This is a genomic window from Acinetobacter sp. SK-43 (assembly GCF_015351505.1).
Classification (GTDB): domain Bacteria; phylum Pseudomonadota; class Gammaproteobacteria; order Pseudomonadales; family Moraxellaceae; genus Acinetobacter; species Acinetobacter junii.
On record NZ_JADKPY010000075.1, the window covers coordinates 16,554 to 36,697 of the forward strand.

19 protein-coding genes and 3 tRNA genes are annotated in these 20,144 nt (G+C 36.9%); 6 read left to right on the forward strand and 16 right to left on the reverse strand.

The genetic code is table 11. The features are described from left to right. Window positions 1-26: 26 nt before the first annotated feature. The gene (glpK, locus tag IRT38_RS14075) at window positions 27-1,541 is read right to left on the reverse strand and encodes a glycerol kinase GlpK (protein WP_004912734.1); all 1,515 of its coding nucleotides are present in this window, start codon (window positions 1,539-1,541) and stop codon (window positions 27-29) included. Between the two features lie 264 nt (window positions 1,542-1,805). Between glpK and IRT38_RS14080 the strand changes: the two genes are divergently transcribed. Continuing rightward, window positions 1,806-2,228: a hypothetical protein gene (locus tag IRT38_RS14080; protein ID WP_168154196.1), complete on the forward strand. Its 423-nt coding sequence runs from the start codon at window positions 1,806-1,808 to the stop codon at window positions 2,226-2,228. 55 nt (window positions 2,229-2,283) lie between these two features. On the opposite strand, the gene IRT38_RS14085 is transcribed toward IRT38_RS14080, so the two are convergent. The 3 genes from IRT38_RS14085 to folD form a co-directional block, all read right to left on the reverse strand. Continuing rightward, the gene (locus tag IRT38_RS14085; protein ID WP_194598051.1) at window positions 2,284-2,568 is read right to left on the reverse strand and encodes a GNAT family N-acetyltransferase; all 285 of its coding nucleotides are present in this window, start codon (window positions 2,566-2,568) and stop codon (window positions 2,284-2,286) included. Between the two features lie 168 nt (window positions 2,569-2,736). Then, entirely contained in the window at window positions 2,737-3,411 is a 675-nt protein-coding gene (locus tag IRT38_RS14090) for a class I SAM-dependent methyltransferase (RefSeq protein WP_004956126.1), read from the reverse strand. 55 nt (window positions 3,412-3,466) lie between these two features. Next, the gene (gene folD / locus IRT38_RS14095) at window positions 3,467-4,315 is read right to left on the reverse strand and encodes a bifunctional methylenetetrahydrofolate dehydrogenase/methenyltetrahydrofolate cyclohydrolase FolD (protein ID WP_004956122.1); all 849 of its coding nucleotides are present in this window, start codon (window positions 4,313-4,315) and stop codon (window positions 3,467-3,469) included. Between the two features lie 152 nt (window positions 4,316-4,467). Here folD and IRT38_RS14100 point away from each other — a divergent pair. Then, window positions 4,468-4,541 (forward strand) — tRNA-Cys (locus IRT38_RS14100). A gap of 8 nt (window positions 4,542-4,549) precedes the next feature. Beyond that, window positions 4,550-4,635: transfer RNA gene (locus IRT38_RS14105), tRNA-Leu, on the forward strand. 120 nt (window positions 4,636-4,755) lie between these two features. Here the strand turns inward: IRT38_RS14105 and IRT38_RS14110 are convergent. Further along, on the reverse strand, window positions 4,756-6,516 hold the full coding sequence (locus IRT38_RS14110) for an alkaline phosphatase D family protein (protein ID WP_194598052.1): 1,761 nt from the start codon (window positions 6,514-6,516) through the stop codon (window positions 4,756-4,758). A 208-nt stretch (window positions 6,517-6,724) separates the two neighbouring features. Here IRT38_RS14110 and IRT38_RS14115 point away from each other — a divergent pair. Next, window positions 6,725-6,810, forward strand: a tRNA-Leu gene (locus IRT38_RS14115). A 133-nt stretch (window positions 6,811-6,943) separates the two neighbouring features. On the opposite strand, the gene pgaD is transcribed toward IRT38_RS14115, so the two are convergent. The 7 genes from pgaD to IRT38_RS14150 form a co-directional block, all read right to left on the reverse strand. Beyond that, window positions 6,944-7,360 (reverse strand): poly-beta-1,6-N-acetyl-D-glucosamine biosynthesis protein PgaD, encoded by a 417-nt coding sequence (pgaD, locus tag IRT38_RS14120; RefSeq protein WP_112986581.1) that lies wholly within the window; start codon window positions 7,358-7,360, stop codon window positions 6,944-6,946. Between the two features lie 32 nt (window positions 7,361-7,392). After that, window positions 7,393-8,649 carry a poly-beta-1,6-N-acetyl-D-glucosamine synthase gene (gene pgaC / locus IRT38_RS14125; RefSeq protein ID WP_194598053.1) on the reverse strand — a complete coding sequence of 419 codons (1,257 nt, stop codon included), beginning with the start codon at window positions 8,647-8,649 and terminating at the stop codon, window positions 7,393-7,395. Between the two features lie 13 nt (window positions 8,650-8,662). Further along, on the reverse strand, window positions 8,663-10,660 hold the full coding sequence (pgaB, locus tag IRT38_RS14130; protein ID WP_194598054.1) for a poly-beta-1,6-N-acetyl-D-glucosamine N-deacetylase PgaB: 1,998 nt from the start codon (window positions 10,658-10,660) through the stop codon (window positions 8,663-8,665). A gap of 224 nt (window positions 10,661-10,884) precedes the next feature. Then, the gene (locus IRT38_RS14135) at window positions 10,885-11,280 is read right to left on the reverse strand and encodes a hypothetical protein (RefSeq protein WP_194598055.1); all 396 of its coding nucleotides are present in this window, start codon (window positions 11,278-11,280) and stop codon (window positions 10,885-10,887) included. Between the two features lie 388 nt (window positions 11,281-11,668). Further along, window positions 11,669-12,010 carry an FKBP-type peptidyl-prolyl cis-trans isomerase gene (locus IRT38_RS14140; protein ID WP_004912770.1) on the reverse strand — a complete coding sequence of 114 codons (342 nt, stop codon included), beginning with the start codon at window positions 12,008-12,010 and terminating at the stop codon, window positions 11,669-11,671. A 32-nt stretch (window positions 12,011-12,042) separates the two neighbouring features. After that, window positions 12,043-12,573: a YaeQ family protein gene (locus IRT38_RS14145; RefSeq protein WP_194598056.1), complete on the reverse strand. Its 531-nt coding sequence runs from the start codon at window positions 12,571-12,573 to the stop codon at window positions 12,043-12,045. An 80-nt stretch (window positions 12,574-12,653) separates the two neighbouring features. Then, complete coding sequence (locus tag IRT38_RS14150; RefSeq protein ID WP_194598057.1) at window positions 12,654-13,655, reverse strand: CobW family GTP-binding protein; 1,002 nt, start codon at window positions 13,653-13,655, stop codon at window positions 12,654-12,656. 474 nt (window positions 13,656-14,129) lie between these two features. Here IRT38_RS14150 and IRT38_RS14155 point away from each other — a divergent pair, with 474 nt between their 5' ends. Further along, complete coding sequence (locus IRT38_RS14155) at window positions 14,130-14,342, forward strand: hypothetical protein (protein ID WP_194598058.1); 213 nt, start codon at window positions 14,130-14,132, stop codon at window positions 14,340-14,342. A 121-nt stretch (window positions 14,343-14,463) separates the two neighbouring features. Here the strand turns inward: IRT38_RS14155 and IRT38_RS14160 are convergent, their stop codons facing one another. The 3 genes from IRT38_RS14160 to IRT38_RS14170 all read right to left on the reverse strand — a co-directional run bounded on the left by IRT38_RS14160 (window position 14,464) and on the right by IRT38_RS14170 (window position 17,613). After that, window positions 14,464-14,985, reverse strand: coding sequence for an acyl-CoA thioesterase (locus IRT38_RS14160; RefSeq protein WP_004912784.1), 522 nt, complete (start codon window positions 14,983-14,985; stop codon window positions 14,464-14,466). 200 nt (window positions 14,986-15,185) lie between these two features. Beyond that, window positions 15,186-15,812 carry a MarC family protein gene (locus IRT38_RS14165; RefSeq protein ID WP_004956101.1) on the reverse strand — a complete coding sequence of 209 codons (627 nt, stop codon included), beginning with the start codon at window positions 15,810-15,812 and terminating at the stop codon, window positions 15,186-15,188. 385 nt (window positions 15,813-16,197) lie between these two features. After that, on the reverse strand, window positions 16,198-17,613 hold the full coding sequence (locus IRT38_RS14170) for an aspartate ammonia-lyase (RefSeq protein ID WP_194598059.1): 1,416 nt from the start codon (window positions 17,611-17,613) through the stop codon (window positions 16,198-16,200). Window positions 17,614-17,748: 135 nt separating this feature from the next. Here IRT38_RS14170 and IRT38_RS14175 point away from each other — a divergent pair, with 135 nt between their 5' ends. Further along, the gene (locus IRT38_RS14175; protein WP_125299621.1) at window positions 17,749-18,639 is read left to right on the forward strand and encodes a LysR family transcriptional regulator; all 891 of its coding nucleotides are present in this window, start codon (window positions 17,749-17,751) and stop codon (window positions 18,637-18,639) included. A gap of 125 nt (window positions 18,640-18,764) precedes the next feature. Here IRT38_RS14175 and IRT38_RS14180 read toward each other — a convergent pair whose 3' ends face one another. After that, window positions 18,765-20,063, reverse strand: coding sequence for a dicarboxylate/amino acid:cation symporter (locus IRT38_RS14180; protein ID WP_194598060.1), 1,299 nt, complete (start codon window positions 20,061-20,063; stop codon window positions 18,765-18,767). Window positions 20,064-20,144: the final 81 nt, after the last annotated feature.

Consider the following 20,144-nt stretch of genomic DNA (forward strand, 5'->3'; position numbering starts at 1 on the left):
TGTATATCTTCGGCGGCTATTTTACCCTAATCTTCTGCCCAATCACGAGTACGTCCAACAGCTTTTAACCACCCTTTATAGAGTTTTTCGGTTTCGTCGCGGGTACATTCAGGAGTAAAACTACGCTCAATCGTCATTCTACTCTTTAATTCATTCAAATCAGACCAAAACCCGACCGCTAAACCAGCTAAAAACGCAGCGCCCATACCTGTAGTTTCTTTCATTGCAGGTCGTTCAACTGAAGTGCCTAAAATATCAGCTTGGAATTGCATCAAGAAATTGTTTGCAGTTACGCCACCATCAACGCGTAATGTGCGTAATTTCTCACCCGAATCTTGTTGCATTGCATCTAAAACATCACGTGTTTGATATGCAATCGATTCTAAAGTTGCTCGAATAATATGCTCAATACTCACACCGCGTGTAATACCCAAAATCGCACCGCGTGCTGTAGGGTCCCAATATGGCGCACCTAAACCTGTAAACGCAGGTACAACATAGACCCCATTACTGTCTTTTACTTTCGTTGCGTAGTATTCAGAATCATGTGAGTCATTAATCGCTTTTAATTCATCACGCAACCATTGCACACATGAACCACCATTAAACACAGCACCTTCCAATGCATAATTCACTTCACCTTTTGCACCACATGCAATTGTTGTAAGTAAACCATGTTCAGACTGAACAATTCGCTTGCCCGTGTTCATTAAAAGAAAGCAACCCGTTCCATAAGTGTTTTTAGCTTGTCCAACTTCTACGCACATTTGTCCGAACAATGCGGCTTGCTGATCTCCAGCAATACCTGCAATTGGAATTCCAACTTCTTGCCCACTAATTGTATGCGTATATCCGTACACTTCCGAAGAACTACGTACCTCAGGCAACATTGCTTTCGGAATATTCAAAGCTTCGAGTAACTTATCATCCCATTCCAAAGTTTCAATGTTGAAAAGCATAGTGCGAGAAGCATTAGTATAATCAGTTACATGTGCTTGCCCATTGGTAAGTTTCCAAATCAACCATGTATCAATCGTACCGAAAAGAAGCTCACCACGCTCCGCACGTTCACGACTACCTTCTACTCGATCTAGGATCCACTTAATTTTTGTTGCAGAAAAATAAGGATCAATTACAAGCCCTGTGACTTTACGAATATAGTCTTGCCAACCATCCTGACGAAGCTGATTACAAATTTCATTGCTTTGACGGCTTTGCCAAACAATCGCATTGTAGATAGGTTTACCTGTTTTTTTATCCCAAATTACAGTAGTTTCACGTTGGTTGGTGATCCCAATCGCTGCGATTTGATCACTTGAAATACTTGCCTGTGCAAGTGCCTCAACCCAGACTGCACTTTGTGTTGCCCATATCTCCATCGGATCATGCTCTACCCAACCTGGTTGTGGGTAGATTTGAGTAAACTCACGTTGAGCGATCGTGATTACATTCGCATCGTGATCCAACACGATCGCGCGTGAACTCGTGGTACCTTGGTCAAATGCAACCACATATTTTTTTTGACTATCTGTAGAGATCATGACATACCTATCCAGACTTGCCTTATTTATTTGAGCAACAAATTAAATGCCCGTTAAAAAACGGGCTTCGATACTGCAATAAAGCAATGACTTCTGTATTAAATAAAAAAACTTGGCAGATTATATGCAAAATTGTTCGAAAACGAAAATTCTTTCTTTAACTTTGAACTCATATGCGATGAATAGCTTAGGTTTTAAAGAATCCTAACAACTTAAAGCTGATTTTATGCGATACTTAAAAACAGAAATAACAGGACCATTGATATGAAAAAAACTAATTTATTCGTTATTGTAAGCGGTAGTCTTTTCATTGCAGCATGTCAAACTAGTCCACATCAATACAATGGCGTGACTGGCTATCAAATTGAAAATAAAACAGCAACATCAGCGACTCTAGCATACACCTTAGCAGCACATAGCAATCGTGATGTTGACGAGCGCAAATTACAACATGCTTGTAAACAAGTTTTAGGTGCTGATAAAAATTATAAAATCTCAGTGCTGAGTGTGAATGAAATCATGAACCCAACTCAACAAGAACAATATGGTGTTAAGCTTGGCAATAGCCGTACCACTTTTGGTCTTACAAATTCGCCAGATCTGAACAATAGTGAAGGTTATGCGACTCGTCAGGCTTTAGAAGCTCGACCTTCTACCCTTAAAGTCGTTCGCTATCACTGCAAATAATTCATAAAAGACATAAAACGTATCTGAATCAATTTCAGATACGTTTCATCAATAGTTATACTTTTAGCACATCGTGAATTGACTGATCTTTATCAAAAACAGATTTAGAGAAAGGACACAAAGGAATAACTTTAATCTCTCGTTCACGTGCAAATGCAACCAAAGCATCCAACAATTGACGACCAATTCCTTGTCCACGAAATTGATCTTCGACATCAGTATGATCAATGATGAACATTGAATCACCTGCCCACGTGTAAGCCATCTCACCAGCTTTTACATCAGCATCAAAAATCTCAAAAGTTCCGTGTTTAGTGTCATCTGATTGTTTAATATTCACTATTTAAGCCTCATTTTGATTGTATTGCGATCAAGTACGAAAGCATTTATATGAATTAACTTTCAATACTTGAATCGCTGAGACTTGTTTTATCATCCACACAAAATAATCTCTGTTGCTATTTGATAAACAGAGAACACAGCAAAGTACCCTATCTTGATTTAGAGCCTATTGAGGATGTGTACGATAAAAACTTACATTCCGAAATTCTTTGGCTTCATCTAAATCGGGCCAAGTCGTTGCACTTCGTTCATCTATTTTCAAATATTGCGGATGGCTAAAATTTTTCACACGACTATCCGCCACCCATACTTCAGGTGCGAACTTCAAAAACTCATCTAAAAAGAAACGATTACACTGATCATAAAGTACATCAGCAGCAAGCAAAACATCGACCTGTTCAGATTTGTATAAATCATCTAAATATTCAAGTTCTACATTATTGAGTAATGCATTTTCACGACATGATTCCAAGCTTACTTGGTCAATATCACAGCAAATAACACGTTTTGCACCAGCCATTTTTGCTGCTATTGCAACCACACCTGAGCCTGCACCAAAATCCAATACCACCTTATCTTTTACATGATGTGGTTCAGCGAGTAGCCATTGCGCCATCGCCAACCCCGAAGCCCAGCAAAAGATCCAATAAGGGGTTTCATTCCAAATACGACGAATCACCTCATCATCTAAACGATCAGTTGGGAATACAGGAGGAATTAGCCACAATGAAATTGGGGTTTCAGGTAACTGCTGTGCCAATAAATCAGTGTTTGGAATAACTTCATGTAAGGCTTTAAGCAATTGATCAGGTGCTTTCGCAAATTGAAATGTACAGCTCATATTTCTTAAATTCTTAAAAAAAGCCCCTCTATTTAGAAGGGCTTAAAGTGGATATTTAACCTAAAGCTTTTTCAGCAGCTTCAACTGTTTGACGAATCAAAGTCGTGATCGTCATAGGTCCTACACCACCTGGGACTGGTGTATAAGCTGATGCAACATCTTCAATACCCACTAATTGGATATCACCCACACCACCGCCATCACGTGGATGAAAACCAGCATCAACGACAACAGCACCTTGTTTGATCCAATCTTTCTGAATTAATTCAGCCTTACCTACTGCACCCACAATAATATCGGCTTGCTTCACTAACTCAGGAAGGTTTTGAGTACGTGAATGACAAATCGTCACGGTAGCATTGGCTTGTAATAGCATCATTGCCATTGGTTTACCTAAAATTGCTGAACGACCAACAACAACGGCATGCTTACCTGCAATTTCAATCTTGTTTTCTTTTAAAATCGTCATGATACCCGCTGGAGTTGCTGAACCATACGCGGCTTCGCCCATTGACATACGACCAAAACCAAGACAAGTCACACCATCCACATCTTTTTCGAGTGAAATCGCATCAAAACATGCTCTTTCATCAATTTGTTCAGGTACTGGATGTTGAAGCAAAATACCGTGCACATCAGGATTTGCATTTAATTTTTCAATTTCAGCAAGTAATTGTTCAGTTGTCGTTTCTTTTGGCAGTTCAACCTTTAGAGAATCCATGCCTACACGGCGGCAAGCATTTCCTTTCATACGCACATAAGTTGCAGATGCACCATCATCACCAACTAAAATTGTTGCCAAAATTGGGGTACGACCCGATTTTGCTTTTAATGCTTCTACACGTACCAACAAATCAGCTTCGATTTGTGTTGCCAATGCACGACCGTCTAAAACCAATGCCACAGCGCATCTCCAAAGTGGGTATGAATCAATAATGCAAATAATACATGATAATTTAGCCAATATTCTTTTAGATGTTGTTTTTATGTGCATATTCACCGCAAACACTATTGTTTTTTTTCTAAAGATTGCTAATATGTGCATCACCAAGAGATGGCGGGGTGGCAGAGTGGTCATGCAGCGGACTGCAACTCCGTGTACGCCGGTTCGATTCCGACCTCCGCCTCCATTGGTAAAGCCCGAGTGGTGAAATCGGTAGACACAGGGGATTTAAAATCCCCCGCCCACAAAGCGTGCCAGTTCGAGTCTGGCCTCGGGCACCATCCTTCAACTACTGAAGTTTGGTGCAGTAAAAATCCAGCGTAAGCTGGTTTTTTTATGTCTAAAATTTGATGTTTTATAAAAAGCCAAGCTTTAGATACTTGGCTTTTTTGATTTCAAAATTATGCAACTTGCTGAGCTGTCTGAATGGGCAATAAATTGACATCTAAATTAAGTTGGTGCTGTCGACTTTCATCAACGGAATAGTTTGCTTGCTTAATAGAATCAACAAAAACCCACTTCGACTGCACCTGTAACTGATCAAATTCAACCACCAAATAACCACGTTGATTCAAATTACAATAATTCAATTCATCAATTAGAGTCTTGAATGCAAATTCAAATTGTTGCAATTGTGCCAAAGGAATGTTGAGGTATTTTTCCAATCCTGGTGAAGATACTGAACTGGTAGCTAACTCTACTCCAACGAATGCCCCATCTTTACTGTATAAATTTGAAGACCAAGCATTGTGTGTATCACCCGCCAAGACCACGATTTTCTTTTTCAACTGCGCTAATGTGCCATACAAAATCTCGCGTTCAGTGAAATAACCATCCCAAGCGTCTAAATTATACGGTGCAGTCGTAAGTACACGCGCTTTCTCTTGTTGAGTAAGTGTTGGATCATTATTTTGTAGTCGAACTTTTAGCGTTACCAGTTCAGTAATTTGCGTATTCATTTTTGTGAGTGTTTCAGCTGTTGGATTGCCTGAAGTTATTTCAGCCAAAGAAAGTAACAACTCAGAAGGAATAAACATTTTAGACATTAAAATTTGCTGTCCCAAAACATTCCAAGTTGCATTTGATTGCTGTAATTTGCCTAATAACCAATCACGTTGTTCAAACCCCATCAAAGTACGCGTTGGACTAGTAAGATCAGTTTGAAACTTAGCAACGTCTATGCCCGTCGCAGTTAAATAATTTGCATAATCTAATTGTTGATCTCGAGCAATAATACGGGTATCCAACATAGTCAATTGAACAAGATTACCAAAATCGAATTGGCGATAAATCTTTACATGCTGATCATCTACAGGACGAATTGGCATCCATTCGAAATATGCCTGTAATGCAGCCAACTTACGCTCAAGGAACGAACCTTCATTTGCTTGATGATTTTCAGCACCATTTTTCCAAGTATCATTCGTCAACTCATGGTCATCCCAAATCACGATAAATGGATGACGTTGATGCGCAGCCTGTAAGTCCTGATCTTTTCGATATAGTGCATATCGCTTTCGGTAATCATCTAATTTAATAATTTCTTTATCGTTATCTGCCGCTAAAGTACGACCAAGTTTTGCAGCATCATCAGTGGCATATCCATCAGCACCATACTCATAAATATAGTCACCTAAATGAATCACCACATCTACATTTTGCTTTGCAATTTCACGATATACATAAAAATATCCCGCTGGATAATTTGAGCATGAACATACTGCAAAACTAACTTTAGATGTGCTTATGGGTAACGTTTTAGTCTGCCCTATTGGAGAAATCTTATTTCCAAAAATAAACCGATAATAATAACTTGTATCAGCCCGAAGTCCCGTTGCATCCACTTTCACCGTAAAATCTTGTGATGCTGATGTAGTCACTTTGTCTGTTTTAATGATTTGTTTAAACTGTTGATCTAATGCAAGCTCCCATGTCACTTGTAAACGTGCACTGATTTCATTTGGTGTTAAACGCGTCCATAAAATAACGCGATCTTGCAACGGATCACCACTTGCAACACCATGTTCAAAACTCACCTTTAAACTAGAAGTTTCATTATCTGAACTATCATTACAACCTGTCATTCCCACTGTGAGTGATAATGCACCCAAACCGAATAAACTTTTTTGAATGAGTTCCCGTCGTGAAATATTTACAGTCATTTAAGTACTACCTTATTTTTATCACCTTAAATGCTTAAACCTAATCAGCTAATATGAACAAATGATCTCAATTTTGTGAAAGAACTATGAAAAAGACATAGCACATGATTATTTTTTATAGGTTAAAAACATGTTTTGATTGAAAATAAAGCAAATAGTTGATTTTACTCTTGCCAAGATTTAAAGCCTCCACTATTATTGCGCACATGCCCGAGTGGTGAAATCGGTAGACACAGGGGATTTAAAATCCCCCGCCCACAAAGCGTGCCAGTTCGAGTCTGGCCTCGGGCACCATCCTTCAACTACTGAAGTTTGGTGCAGTAAAAAAATCCAGCGTAAGCTGGTTTTTTTATGCCTGAAATTTATAAAATACAAAAAATACCTCAGTCGAAACTAAGGTATCTAATAAATCTATTAGAATTGAAGGTTATTCCACTCGGATGATTTTACCATTCTCATCATGGTGAACGATTGTGATCTTTTGCTGACGACCAGAAGATATTTCTTGTTCTGATAGTTCAAAATAGCGAGCAAAATCCGTGATTCGCTTTTCGACAGTTTGCCTTTCACTCACTGATTTAGAAGGCAATAAACCCCATAACATGAGTATGACAGCACAAAAAATTAATGCGATTACACCATGTTCAATACCATTACTAAATCCTGACATTAAACGCTGTGCTAGATGGGTTTTCTGAATTTCAATCAATACCCAAACTAAAACGAATGGACGCCATAATAATAACCAGCCTGCCCACATCATCGCTGTTGTTGTGGTCGAAAAATAGCGTTTATGCCATGGGAGTTGGCGACGTAAATCAATAATCAAGCTATTTACTTTCATTTCACTATACTCTGTAAGATTAGACTTACAACTTAACGAATACCACGATCAGGACTAATCCAACGTGCACGTTTTTCCTGTCCACGAAGCAGTACTTTTGGAAAGGCGACGATTGTAGCAGTTATCGTAATTAACCAAAATACAAAGGGATACCAAATCATCCAGTAGTAATTTTTACCCAAGTTTGGTTCATAACGACTATCCATCCATTTGCTTAAAGCAAACTGAATTAAACACGTTGCCCCTAATAAAATCCCACTTCCGTAAGGCAAAAATGGCGAACTTACAATAGCGAGACTTGGGAGTGTAATAACAAAATGTAATAGCCATATGACAGCCATAATTAGCATCAAATATGACCATACCAAGGTCAAGCATAATTCAAGCATTAATGGCCATAAGAAGTTAAGTTTGGGTTTCAAGAAGACATCCAAATTCTTGATTAAGACCTGTGCTCCGCCCATCGCCCACCGTAAACGCTGCTTCCACAAACCATTAAAGGTTTCTGGCATCAAAATCCACACCAAGGCATTCGGTTCAAAACGTACATTCCACCCTGCTCGTTGAAGCTTCCAAGTAATATCAATATCTTCAGTCAACATATTTGGAGACCAATAATCGACTTGATGCACGGCACTTTTACGAAATGCAGTAATTACCCCTGATACCGTAAATAATCGACCAAACGTACGCTGTGCTCTTTTAATCATTCCAACGATAGATGAGAATTCACCCACTTGAATTCGACCAAGTAAGGTTGATCGTGTTCTTATACGTGGATTTCCTGTGACCGCTGCAACCGTTTCATCCTCTAGAAAATGTCGCATCATCCATTTAGCTGCATGAGGATCAAGTAAAGCATCACCATCAATGCCAATCAAGAACTCAGCATCAGTCATCAAGCTACCCACCTGCAATCCCATTGCCTTGCCTTGATTTTGAGCTAGATGTACAACACGTAATTTTTCATATTGACTTGCGAGACGATCAAGTACCTCTCCCGTATTATCTGAACTACCATCATTAATCGCAATCACTTCAAAATTCGGATAATCCAGCTGTAAAGCATGGCTAATGGTTTCTTCAGCATTATCACCTTCATTAAAACAAGGAATAAGAACTGCAACTTTTGGGTAAAGCTCTAAACTTTTTGGCTGTTGATAAGGTGGGTCTTGGCGTTCTTTCCAATAAAATAGAATTGCCCCCATCATCCATAAATAAGACATGAATAACGGATAATAGAATACGAACTTAATGGCATATGACCATAAGGCTGCAATTTCAATCATTTCACATACTCAATTAAGGCACTAGTTGTGATGATTTCTGTGCAAAAGCATCATGCATTTGCTTTACATCAGGGTGATCTTTAATCGGATCATCTGGATAGTAAGCAATGTGCATTGCACCCTGTTGATATAATGATTTGATTGTCGCAGCCATCTCTTCAGATGGTATTTTTTGATCATTTCGCCAGTTCACGGCTTGTAATTCCATCACTGACTTTTTAATACCATTTGGATATTTTTTAAGACGTTTTAAAATGTTGCTATAGAACTGTTCAGGCTGATCTACCTTTTCCATATATGGCATTGCCATAATCGCAGTGAAATCATAACGATTTAAAGATTGTTCTAGTGATTGTGCATACCAGTTTTCTGCATAAGCATTTAATGCAACTTGAGCATATAGATTCCGAGCAGTCATTAAATAAGGTTGGTATTGTCGCACTTCATTTGCTAATTCCATTGCAAAATCATCTAGATATCGAGTTTTGTATGCAGTCCACTTCTGCAGATCAGCATCATTATTCCGAATTTTAGCTAAGTCGGTTGTTAAGCCTTGTTGCGTATAAGCAGCCAAAGCCTGAGGACTAGCATCTTCATAATCAGATAAAGTCACATCATCATGAAATAGCAGACCATCAAATGGTGTGGATTTCCCTAAATCTTGGTAAATTTCTTTGATCGTTTGTCGAGCTTTTGGCGAGAACGGGCTCAGACGTATATAGCCCATGTTTAAATGTTCACCTGCTTTGGCCTGCTGTGTTTGAACCAGCTCATTTGCAACAGGATTAGTCTTTGGTAGCTCCCAAGCCAACATTGGCATCCATGCATAAAGTCGTTGCACTGAGGTACGCGTTTGAATTTGCCAAGCTACACGATTAAATAGATCAGCCCGCATTGGTATATGACGATTTGGAAAATACACCATATCTGCTGAACCATTGGCATCAGGATCAGAGAACGCTTGCAAATAAACTGTATTCACGCCCATACCATTAATACGTTCAAGCAAATGGCTTAAGTTGCGTTCTTCTTGTTGAGGGTCGGGATCATAAATGTAATCAAGGTCGACATGCATAATTTTTTGCGGTCGATTATTGTCATTTAAATTCAATTCTCTATTTTTGATTTCTTGTGCCAAAGCATTTGTCGACATATTACCTTGTATCAATATACGACTCATATTCTGCAAGGACTGTTTGGCATGATCTGCACCATCATCCAAAGTAATGGTGATTGGCATACCAAGTTGTTTTGCTGTTTGCACAAGCTGCATATTGTATCGACCATATGGCCATACCATAACTCGTGGTGATCGCAATCCATGTGCCTGTAGTAAATCATTATTCTTTTTTAAATCTTGATAAATACGTTGCTGGTAAGCTGAATCGCTTTCATAACTTTGATTTTTGGGATCATAAATTCGAGAAATTGCAGCAGGTTCTAAATTACCTTGTGGATTTGCATTGACTCCCTCGTGCAGATGATAACTGTGGCTAGCAATTTCCACTAAACCCGAACTCTGCATTTCTTTAAGTTCACTCCAACTTAAGATTTTATTTCTATCAATCGGCTCACCACCGAAATCGACTTTTTCAAGATTGGATGGCTCTAACCAAGAACCCACCACTGCAAGTAAGACTGGAATTTTATTTTTACGAATAATTGGATAAGCATTTTGGTAGAAAGACTGATAACCATCATCTACTGTTAATAAAACAGGTTTTTTGGGTAATCTATACTTGCCTTGATGAGCCTTAATAAGTTGATCTACATTAATAAAATGGCAACCATTTTTCTTTAACGATTGGATATGCTCACTAAATTGCTGTGTTGTTACCGCATAGCTTGGTATCAGAGCATCTTTTTCATCGGTAATCTCATGATAACCAATCACCGTCAAGGTAGTAGCATCAATTTTGGGGTTGGCTGCGAAAGTTGCCGTGTTGCATAACATACCAACCACGAGCCCTAAAAAGCATTTTAAAGCTGGCGATCTTGAAGGAGTAGACATGGAGAATATTCTCAATAATAAAGAAAAAATCAGTACAGAGATATGCAGAGGGATTTCATCTTATCGACAATTGGATGGCTGACTTTGCCGAGTAATATGAGGATTGTAGTTATAATTTTTTAAACTGAAAATAATCTTAAAATTAAATTGTTATTTTAGACCCACAAAAAAATTTGCCTCGATCATCTTAGATAGTCGAGGCAATCTTTATCAATGTATACAGACTAGTATTGAATAAGTTGGAAATTTGGATGTTCTGCACGGTCTTGTAAGTAGCAGCGCTCTTTATGATAAAAGTAACGATAAAGACGGTTGACCCAATCACCACGACGGAAAGTTAAAATCTTTTTATTGAATCCATCATAATCAAGAAGAACTACATTACCTTCCTCAGGTGAAAGTAATGTAATTTTATAATTACATTCTGCATGAGGATTAGAAGAACTCAACTCTCGAATGATTTCAACTTTGTTGTCTCCATCCATCCAGTAATGTTTATCCGTCAATGCTTTAGAATTTGCCCAAAAACCATTTTCCGAGCCATCATACGTATCAATCATGAAAAAATTATTTAGCTCTTTTAATAGCACAGACGCGGTAATATCCAAATAGTCATTCATACCCACCTCTACTCACTCAATTTTTATCACTTGGTTCACACAAGTGAAATATTTTTATATTTAGCCAATTACATCAATAAGCTAGTTTGCCTAATGATTATCCAGTTTAATCAATTTTTCCAAAAGGCAAACTCAATTCACATTTTATGAAAAAAGTTTGATTCACAAAACACTGCTCTTTTAACTCAAAGATATACAGAACTGTCTACAGAATCAATAACTTTATACTTAAATCGCCTAAAAAAATAATTATATAAAACTTATATAAATCAAATACTTAAATTAATTATCACATATTTATTTGTATTGTTTTTGTACAAATGACAAAAATCACAATAAAATCATAAATTAAGATTGAATTGTGATTTCTATCAACATATTTTTTTAATTATTCATCTCGTGTTTTGACATCAAATAATTCGATCTCAAATATCAAGTTTGAATGTGCAGGAATTATTTTTCCCATTTTTCTTTCACCATATGCCAAGTGTGACGGAACAATCAGCTTACGCTTTCCACCCACGCGCATTCCCATGATACCTTGATCCCAACCTTTGATTACACGACCTGTGCCAATCACGGTTTCAAAGTAATTTCCACGGTCAATTGAAGAATCGAATTTAGTACCATCTTCTAACCATCCCGTGTAGTGAGTGGTAATAAGCGCACCTTTAACTGCTTCTTTACCTTCACCAATTTTTAAATCAATAATTTCTAATTCAGTTATCATCTCAAATTATCTCCTAATATCAATCAAGCCAATTATTGCAATTTTTGCCATTTAATATCGACTTGACCTTTATCGCCCAACAAAGTCCACTCACCATCTAAAATATTCAGTTGTAACTGCATCGTTCTTTCGCACAACTGCTCTAGTTCACTGGTAGTTTTATCATCTAGCTGCCAAACTTCGACATTCGTTAAAGTTTTGATTTTACTATTACGTTTCCACCAATCATCTACTTGCGAACCATATGCAACAACTGCGACTTGCTTGCAACGAGCACTTGCTTTTTTGACTTTATCTTCTGCTGGACAACCTACTTCGATCCACTTTTCCAAAAGCCCTGTTAGATCCTTTTGCCATAAAGCAGGTTCGTCAGTTTCAAACAGATCTTTTGTGAATTCTAAACGCTCGTCAGCGAAACGCGCGTAAGCGAGCACACGAACCATGAGTCGTTCAATTGTTTCAGACGGATGCAGCGCAAGTGTAAGTTGATAATCAGCATAAATATGCTCATCCATATTGGCAATATTCAAATCTGCCTTATATATCGTTGCTTTTAGAGCCATAGAATACATCCTCAAATTTGGCGCTAAGCATACTCTATTTTGAAAAAATAAAGATGCCATTTGGCCGTTATGACGATGAATCATTCATCTTTTAGCTGACAATCTAACAACTCCGATTCAAACTTAAACCAGTCATGTGATGCCTGCGTAATAATTTCAATTCGATTATCTAGCCCTGCTTCAGTTGACTTGTAATTAAATTGCTCAGGATTAAAGTTGAAACTTTTCCAACCTTGATCTGTATTAAAAATACCTTTTATACGCACCCAATCCTGTTGTGCACAAAACAAATCTAAAAGCTCATTAAAATTAAACATCCAACGTTTAGGCAATTTCCATCCTGCAACGGTATAGCCTTGTGATGACTCAACATAATGGTACGGTAGTTGTTTCACTGCGCTGACATTTTCATCTAGCGTTTGATGCTGTTGTAATTTCAATAATGGTTGAATTTTACGTAAAACAGGTCGCTGTGCTTTATCAATCACTTCGAGTTGGACGTGGCCATGTTCAGCTTCAATCCAATCCTGCACATAAGCCTGAAATTCTTTTTTTAGTTCAAAATAAATCTGTTGATCATTATCTGTCATGCAATCAGCATGTGAAATTACAACAATTTGTGCAGCTTTAAGTTGATCTGTATATAAGTTCTGTCTTACCCAATTTTCATCATGTAATCGACTTCCATCAACAACAATGACCAACGCTCGCATATCTAAACTTCGTTGCCAGTGCGGTTCTGTAAGTTGCTCAAGCAATTGGGCGGGATGTCCCAAACCTGTGGGCTCAATAAACAAACGATCTGGTTGTGTTTCACTTAAAAGTCGTGAAAGTGCAATCTGCATAGGAAGCTGACTACTACAGCATAAACATCCACCTAATAATTCTTTAACCGCATAGCCTTGCTGTTGAGTAATAAGCTGCTGATCCACACCAATTTGCCCAAATTCATTCATTAAAACAGCCCAAGTCTCATGTTCAGGTTTTTGAGTCAATAAATACTGGAGTAATGTGGTTTTACCAGCACCGAGAAAACCAGAAATAATATGAGTGGGTACAGCTTTATGGCTAATGAGTTTCACGACAATCTCAATCTAAGTGTTAAGCCTATTGTATCGAGAAAGAAAACTGAAAATGAAGCAATTTATTAAAAACCACCAGTTGAGACTTAAGTCACATAATTATTATTTTCCAGAACAAAATCACCATATTAAATCAAATAAAGAAATTAAATTAAAAAATATAATCGTTTTATACAATCAACAGATTTTATATAAATCCGAGTTTATGTTTCCCATTCGTAATTCATCTGTTCTATTTTTAATCAAAAAAACATATTTGCACACATTTTAATGATTCATTTTGGCGTTTTGTTTTACATGTCTGCAACATAACATTAATTATTATTTCACATTGTTAAGCTAGGCGTAAAACATTGTTAAGAATATTGCTGTAAATAATTTTGGCACTTAGCATGAACCCATGTCGAAATCAGGCTCTGTTTGTTCAGTAAACTTGATAGCGGCTTTTAAAAATTGAATTTAAGGATGCCAATTATGAAACTTGTTAAGACTTTGTTAGCTACTACGCTTACACTTGCTGCTGCAACAACCTTTGCTGCTACAGCACATGATCAATCACATGCTGCGCATGAAACAGAAGAGAAAGTTGTTGTCTCAACTCAAGAACAGCCAGAAACTCAAGGTCAAGCAACAATTGATGCAACTGCGAGTGAAACACCTGCATCTGCACCTGCTGCTACAAACTAAACTGATCTCAAGGTTCCTCCAGACCTTTAGACCACATTAATAACAATAGAATCTTGTTATTAATGCAAAAGAACGAACCATGCTGCGGTTCGTTCTTTTTTTAAATCAGAGAATTAAGCTATTAGCATTGAGAAGATTTTTTGAAAATGCTGCATGATGGTTGTTGCACTTCTTCTAAACGATGAATTTTGCGTAATTCAGCTGCTTCAAAACGACAACGCTTCCAATCTGTATCTAAATTTAATGCTGGAACTGCTTTTGGCTGACGTTGTTCATCTACTGCTACCATCGTGAAGTAGCATGTGTTGGTATGACGAATCGTTCTTTTTTGGATATTTTGAGCTTCCACTCGAATACCAATCTCCATAGATGTACGACCAACATGATTCACACTTGCTAAAAAGGTAACCAGCTCTCCTACATAAATAGGTTCTTTGAAATTGACCTTATCCACAGATAAAGTCACAACATAACTACCTGAATAACGACTAGCGCAGGCGTATGCGACTTGATCAAGTAACTTTAAAATTGCTCCACCATGAACATTGCCTGAAAAATTTGCCATATCAGGTGTCATAAGCACTGACATCGTTAATTCAGATTGATCATCGGGAGCTTGGTTTAATTGATCTAAAGGAGACATGAGTAAAACTCGTAAATATGCTACGCCACTATTATCCTTTATTCAGACAATTAAACATATGCAAATTAGCTCAAAATACCATCAAATATATTTATATAAATTACGATGAATATTTCAAAATGATTACATCGCACTAATTTTCGGATAGAAATGAGAAAATTGTTCATTTGGTATTTATATTTTAAATACCATATATACTTCTATTTAATAATATTAGCACTTTCAATCAACCCCATAATCCCATTAACTATCATATCAACAGCAATTGTGCCAATCAGCAGAGCCGACAAACGACCTACAATGTCAAAATAACGATCAATATATTTTGCATGTTTATAGCGTAAATGATCATGTGCAAATTTCATCAGAATCAAAATACTACACGTTAACATCAACGTAATCGCAATGACTGCAACCGCACCTGAAAATGGAACACTAATCCCCGTGACTACTGCAGCACTTATGGTTCCTGGTCCAATCATAAATGGCATAGCTATTGTTCCAGCTAAATGTTCAGGTGCACCTCTCATCTCACCAATTGTTTCTGCACCTTGAAAAACGTAACGATAACCAATGACTAAAAAGATGAGACCACCGAAAATTTGAAATGATTCAAATCGAACATTCAAATAACGGCTAAAAATACTTTCACCACCCCAAGCAAATAAAATAAAAACAATAAATGCGATTAAACATCCTTGAATCAATGCTTTGCTAAAAACTTTGGCATCCGTATTACGAATCATGCCAATCATGTAAACACTCATAAGGAATGGATTCAGTAATGAAAAAAACAATGCAAATGCATGGATGTAGGGAGAAAACATAAAAAGTCTCTAAATCAGCTTCGGTTTTAGACTTGGATAAACCCAATAGATGGATCAAAATTTCAAATTGGAATGATTAAAAAGATCATCTATTTCCAAATATGGTTTGAACGTTTACACGAGGATTCAATGTCAGCTTCAACACTAAAATTTTGTAAACCACGATCAAAACTATAAAAATTAATTAATTTTTCATATTTTACATTGCAAGAATCATTCTGCTTGGACCCACATGTATAGGAGTAGTATTGAAAATGTAAAAATACGATTTTATTTCTTATTTTTTCAGAGCGGTTTAGAGCTATATCGTTTTGAAGATCAATAACCCAAGAAAGCTGTCACAAGCTTTCTTGAGTTTAACAAATTTACATCAAGTCTTTAAAAGTCAGACTGATTGCTTTGGATGTACCATATTTTTTACAGCTAAAATATCTGCCAAAACTTCATCAGAAATTAGATTTTCAGCTTTAATTAGACTCAGCACACTTTGACTAGATTCATTTGCTTGTTTAGCGATACGTGTCGTGGTTTCATAACCTAAAAATGGATTTAATGCTGTAATAATACCAATCGAATTTTCAACTTGTGACTGACAAAGTTCCGCATTAGCACGAATCGTATCAATACATTTAAGTTGGAACATTTGCATTGCTTTTCCTAGCAAATCAATTGATTCAAATAGTTTGAATGCAATCAATGGTTCCATCGCATTAAGCTGCAACTGCCCTGCCTCAGCAGCTAAAGTGACAGCCAAATCATTTGCAATCACTTGGAAACAAATTAAATTCATTGCCTCTGGAATTACAGGATTCACTTTACCTGGCATGATTGAACTTCCAGGCTGACGTGGCTCAAGATAAATTTCACTTAAACCAGCACGTGGACCACTCGATAATAGACGCAAATCATTGGCGATTTTTGAAAGCTTTGTCGCTGTACGTTTTAGGAAACTCGACAATAAAACAAAATCACCCATATCTGATGTGGCTTCGATTAAATCAGGTGAACTGCTAATCTTACGACCCGTAATTTCTGACAAAGCTTCGATAGCATATTCACGATACTTCACTTCAGTATTGATGCCTGTACCTATCGCGGTACCACCTAGATTTACAACACTCAAAGCATCGGGCATGATCTGATTTAATTTATCTAAATCATTTTGTAATGTAGCAGCGAAAGCCCCAAATTCTTGTCCTAATGTCATCGGCACGGCATCTTGTAACTGAGTTCTACCCATTTTCAAAATATCCGAAAACTCTTCAGATTTTGCTCTAAAACTCGCAATTAGATGATTAAAAGGTACATTTAACTGTTCAATTGCCGCAATTAAACCTATTTTGATTGCAGTAGGATATACATCGTTGGTCGACTGAGACATATTCACATCATTGTTAGGATGTAAGTATTGATATTCACCCTTACTATGGCCTAGATATTCCAATCCAATATTTGTCACAACCTCATTTATATTCATATTGGTTGAGGTTCCGGCACCACCTTGGATCATATCCACCATAAATTGGTCATGATAATGATTATTTAAAATCTGCTGGCATGCATATTGAATTGCTTTGTTTTTATTTTCATCAATTTTATTTAATTTAAGATTTGAATAAGCACACGCAGACTTAACCATTGCCAATGCTTTAATAAAGTTTGGAAACTGGCTTAATTTACTTTGGCTTAAATTAAAATTCTCGATTGCTCTTAAAGTTTGCACACCATAATAACAATTCGAAGGAATTTCTTTAAAACCCAATAAATCTTTTTCAGTCCGCGTATTAATCTTAATGTTCATTTGAATAAATCCTGTACGACTATATTTTTATGTTAAAAGACTGTATGTGTTTTTTCTAATGTAAAAAAATATTACTACATGCATTTTTTGCATAATAGATTATAATAGTGTATGAGCATGCATTAAGGATAATTTATGACCTTGGAAATTCGATGGATTGAAGATTTACTTGCATTAGAACAGGAAAAATCAATCTCCCAAGCAGCAGAGATCAGGCATGTAACTCAGTCTGCCTTCTCACGTAGACTACAAAATATTGAAAATGCTTTGGGTTTCCCAATCCTCGATCGAGAAAGTAAAAATATTGATTTCACTGAAGCTGGACAAATTTTATTAGCTACTGCTAAAAACATTCACAACCAACTTTCAAGCACAATTACCTATTTAGAAAAAAATATTAAAAACAATGAACTAAATACAAAATTCGCTGTTTCGCATTCGCTCATTACGCAGTTTTTCCCGCGGTTTATTCATGAGCTTTCAGAAGATCTGAGTGATTTAAAATTAGAAATTATTGCAGCAAACCTCAAACAAGGCATGCGCTTGCTCACAGATGGTTCTTGCGATTTCTTGATTTGTTATTGTGACCAGAAAACTTTAGCTCAAATGGATTTTTCACTTTTTCTTTTCCACAAAATCGTAAAAATGGAAATTTTGCCTGTCACCGCCCTTTATAATAACCAACCAAAATATTCATTTAATGAATTATTTCCGTTGTTATCATATAGCAAACAAGCTTATTTGAGAAAATGTGTCGATGATATTATAGAAAATCAACTAAACTATCGAATATTATATGAAACTGATAATGCAAGCGATTTAAAAGAACTCGTTTTACAAGGTTTAGGAATTGCTTGGCTACCAAAGCTTCTTGTTGAAAAAGAGATTGCAGAAAATAAACTTAAAATCGTTGAACCAATTAATTTTCACACATATCAAGACGTTTATATCATCAGAAGAAAAATCGTACTCTCCAAAAGAATAAACTATATTTGGGATTTTTTAACCTCACAAGAATTTAAATAATAATAATTATGAAATAAAAATGATTGCTTAATACCGATGATCTAAAATCAGATTCAAAGATATTAAACAATCATTTTAGTTTATAAATTTACTTGTCATCCAATCTTTTTTACTGGTTTCAAAAGTTAGGTGTTATCTGCTAAACGACTCACTGGCACAATTGAATCAACAACCACTTCCTCAACCTCATCGACTTCCTCATTGCCCACCTCAGTTCTAGCAATCACAGCTGTAGCAATACTGTTGCCTATGACATTTGTTGCAGTTCTGCCCATATCCAAAAATTGATCAACCGCAAGGATCAATAAAATTCCAGCCTCAGGCAATTTAAACATCACTAAAGTAGATGCAATCACAACAATTGAAGCCCTTGAAACGCCGGCTATTCCTTTACTGGTGATCATTAACGTTAATAGAATTAAAACTTGTTGAGTAAAACTTAGATCAATATTGTAAGCTTGCGCAATAAAGAGTACTGCAAAAGACATATACATCATTGAACCATCTAGGTTAAATGAATAACCAAGTGGCAACACAAAACTGGTAATCCGTTTCGGTACACCAAACTTATTCAACGCTTCCATTGTCTTAGGATAAGCAGATTCACTACTTGCCGTAGCAAAAGCCAAAGTTGTCGGTTCACGTACAGCTTTGACCAATCTAAAAACATCTTTCTTCAAGAAAATATAACCAAAAGAAATCAGGATCATCCATAAGATCAACAGCCCCACATAGAACTGCCCGATAAAAATACTATAGTCTAAGATCAGCTTCGGACCCTGAACTGTGATTGCAGATACAATTGCCGCAAAAACAGCGATTGGTGCAGCAGCCATCACGTAATCCGTGATACGAAACATCACACGACATAGCTCATCAATAATGCGCCCAATGACGGTAGCCCCAGATTGATGTTGGACATAAGCTAAAGCCGAACCAAAAAATATCGAAAAGACTAAAATCTGAAGAATTTCATTATTCGCCATTGCCTCAGCGAAACTACGCGGGAAAATATGTGTAATAAATGTTTGAAGACTTAAGCTTGATGCACTTACACCCACATCTACAGCTTCCTTTGGTATAACGAGATTCATTCCCACACCCGGTTGGAAATAATTCCCAAGTCCCATACCTAGCAATAGTGAAATAAATGAAGCGCCAATAAACCAACTCATGGCTTTGACTGTAATCGATCCTAAAGAGGATGATTTACCCATCGAAATTAATCCTGAAACAATCGTTGCAAAGACTAATGGAGCAATAATCATCTTGATCAATCGAAGAAAGACATCCGTGACAATCTTAAAATAAGATGCAATATCCGTTGCTTGTGCTGTACTTACTGAGCTATGACATGCCCAACCAACTAATATTCCCGATATCATTGCGATGAGAATATATTTGAGCAACCTTTTTTGGTTCATAATAATTATTCCTTCCCTATCCTTCTTTACACCAATGTGATCAATACACATCAAACCTTGGTGATAATCCATGTTGACTCA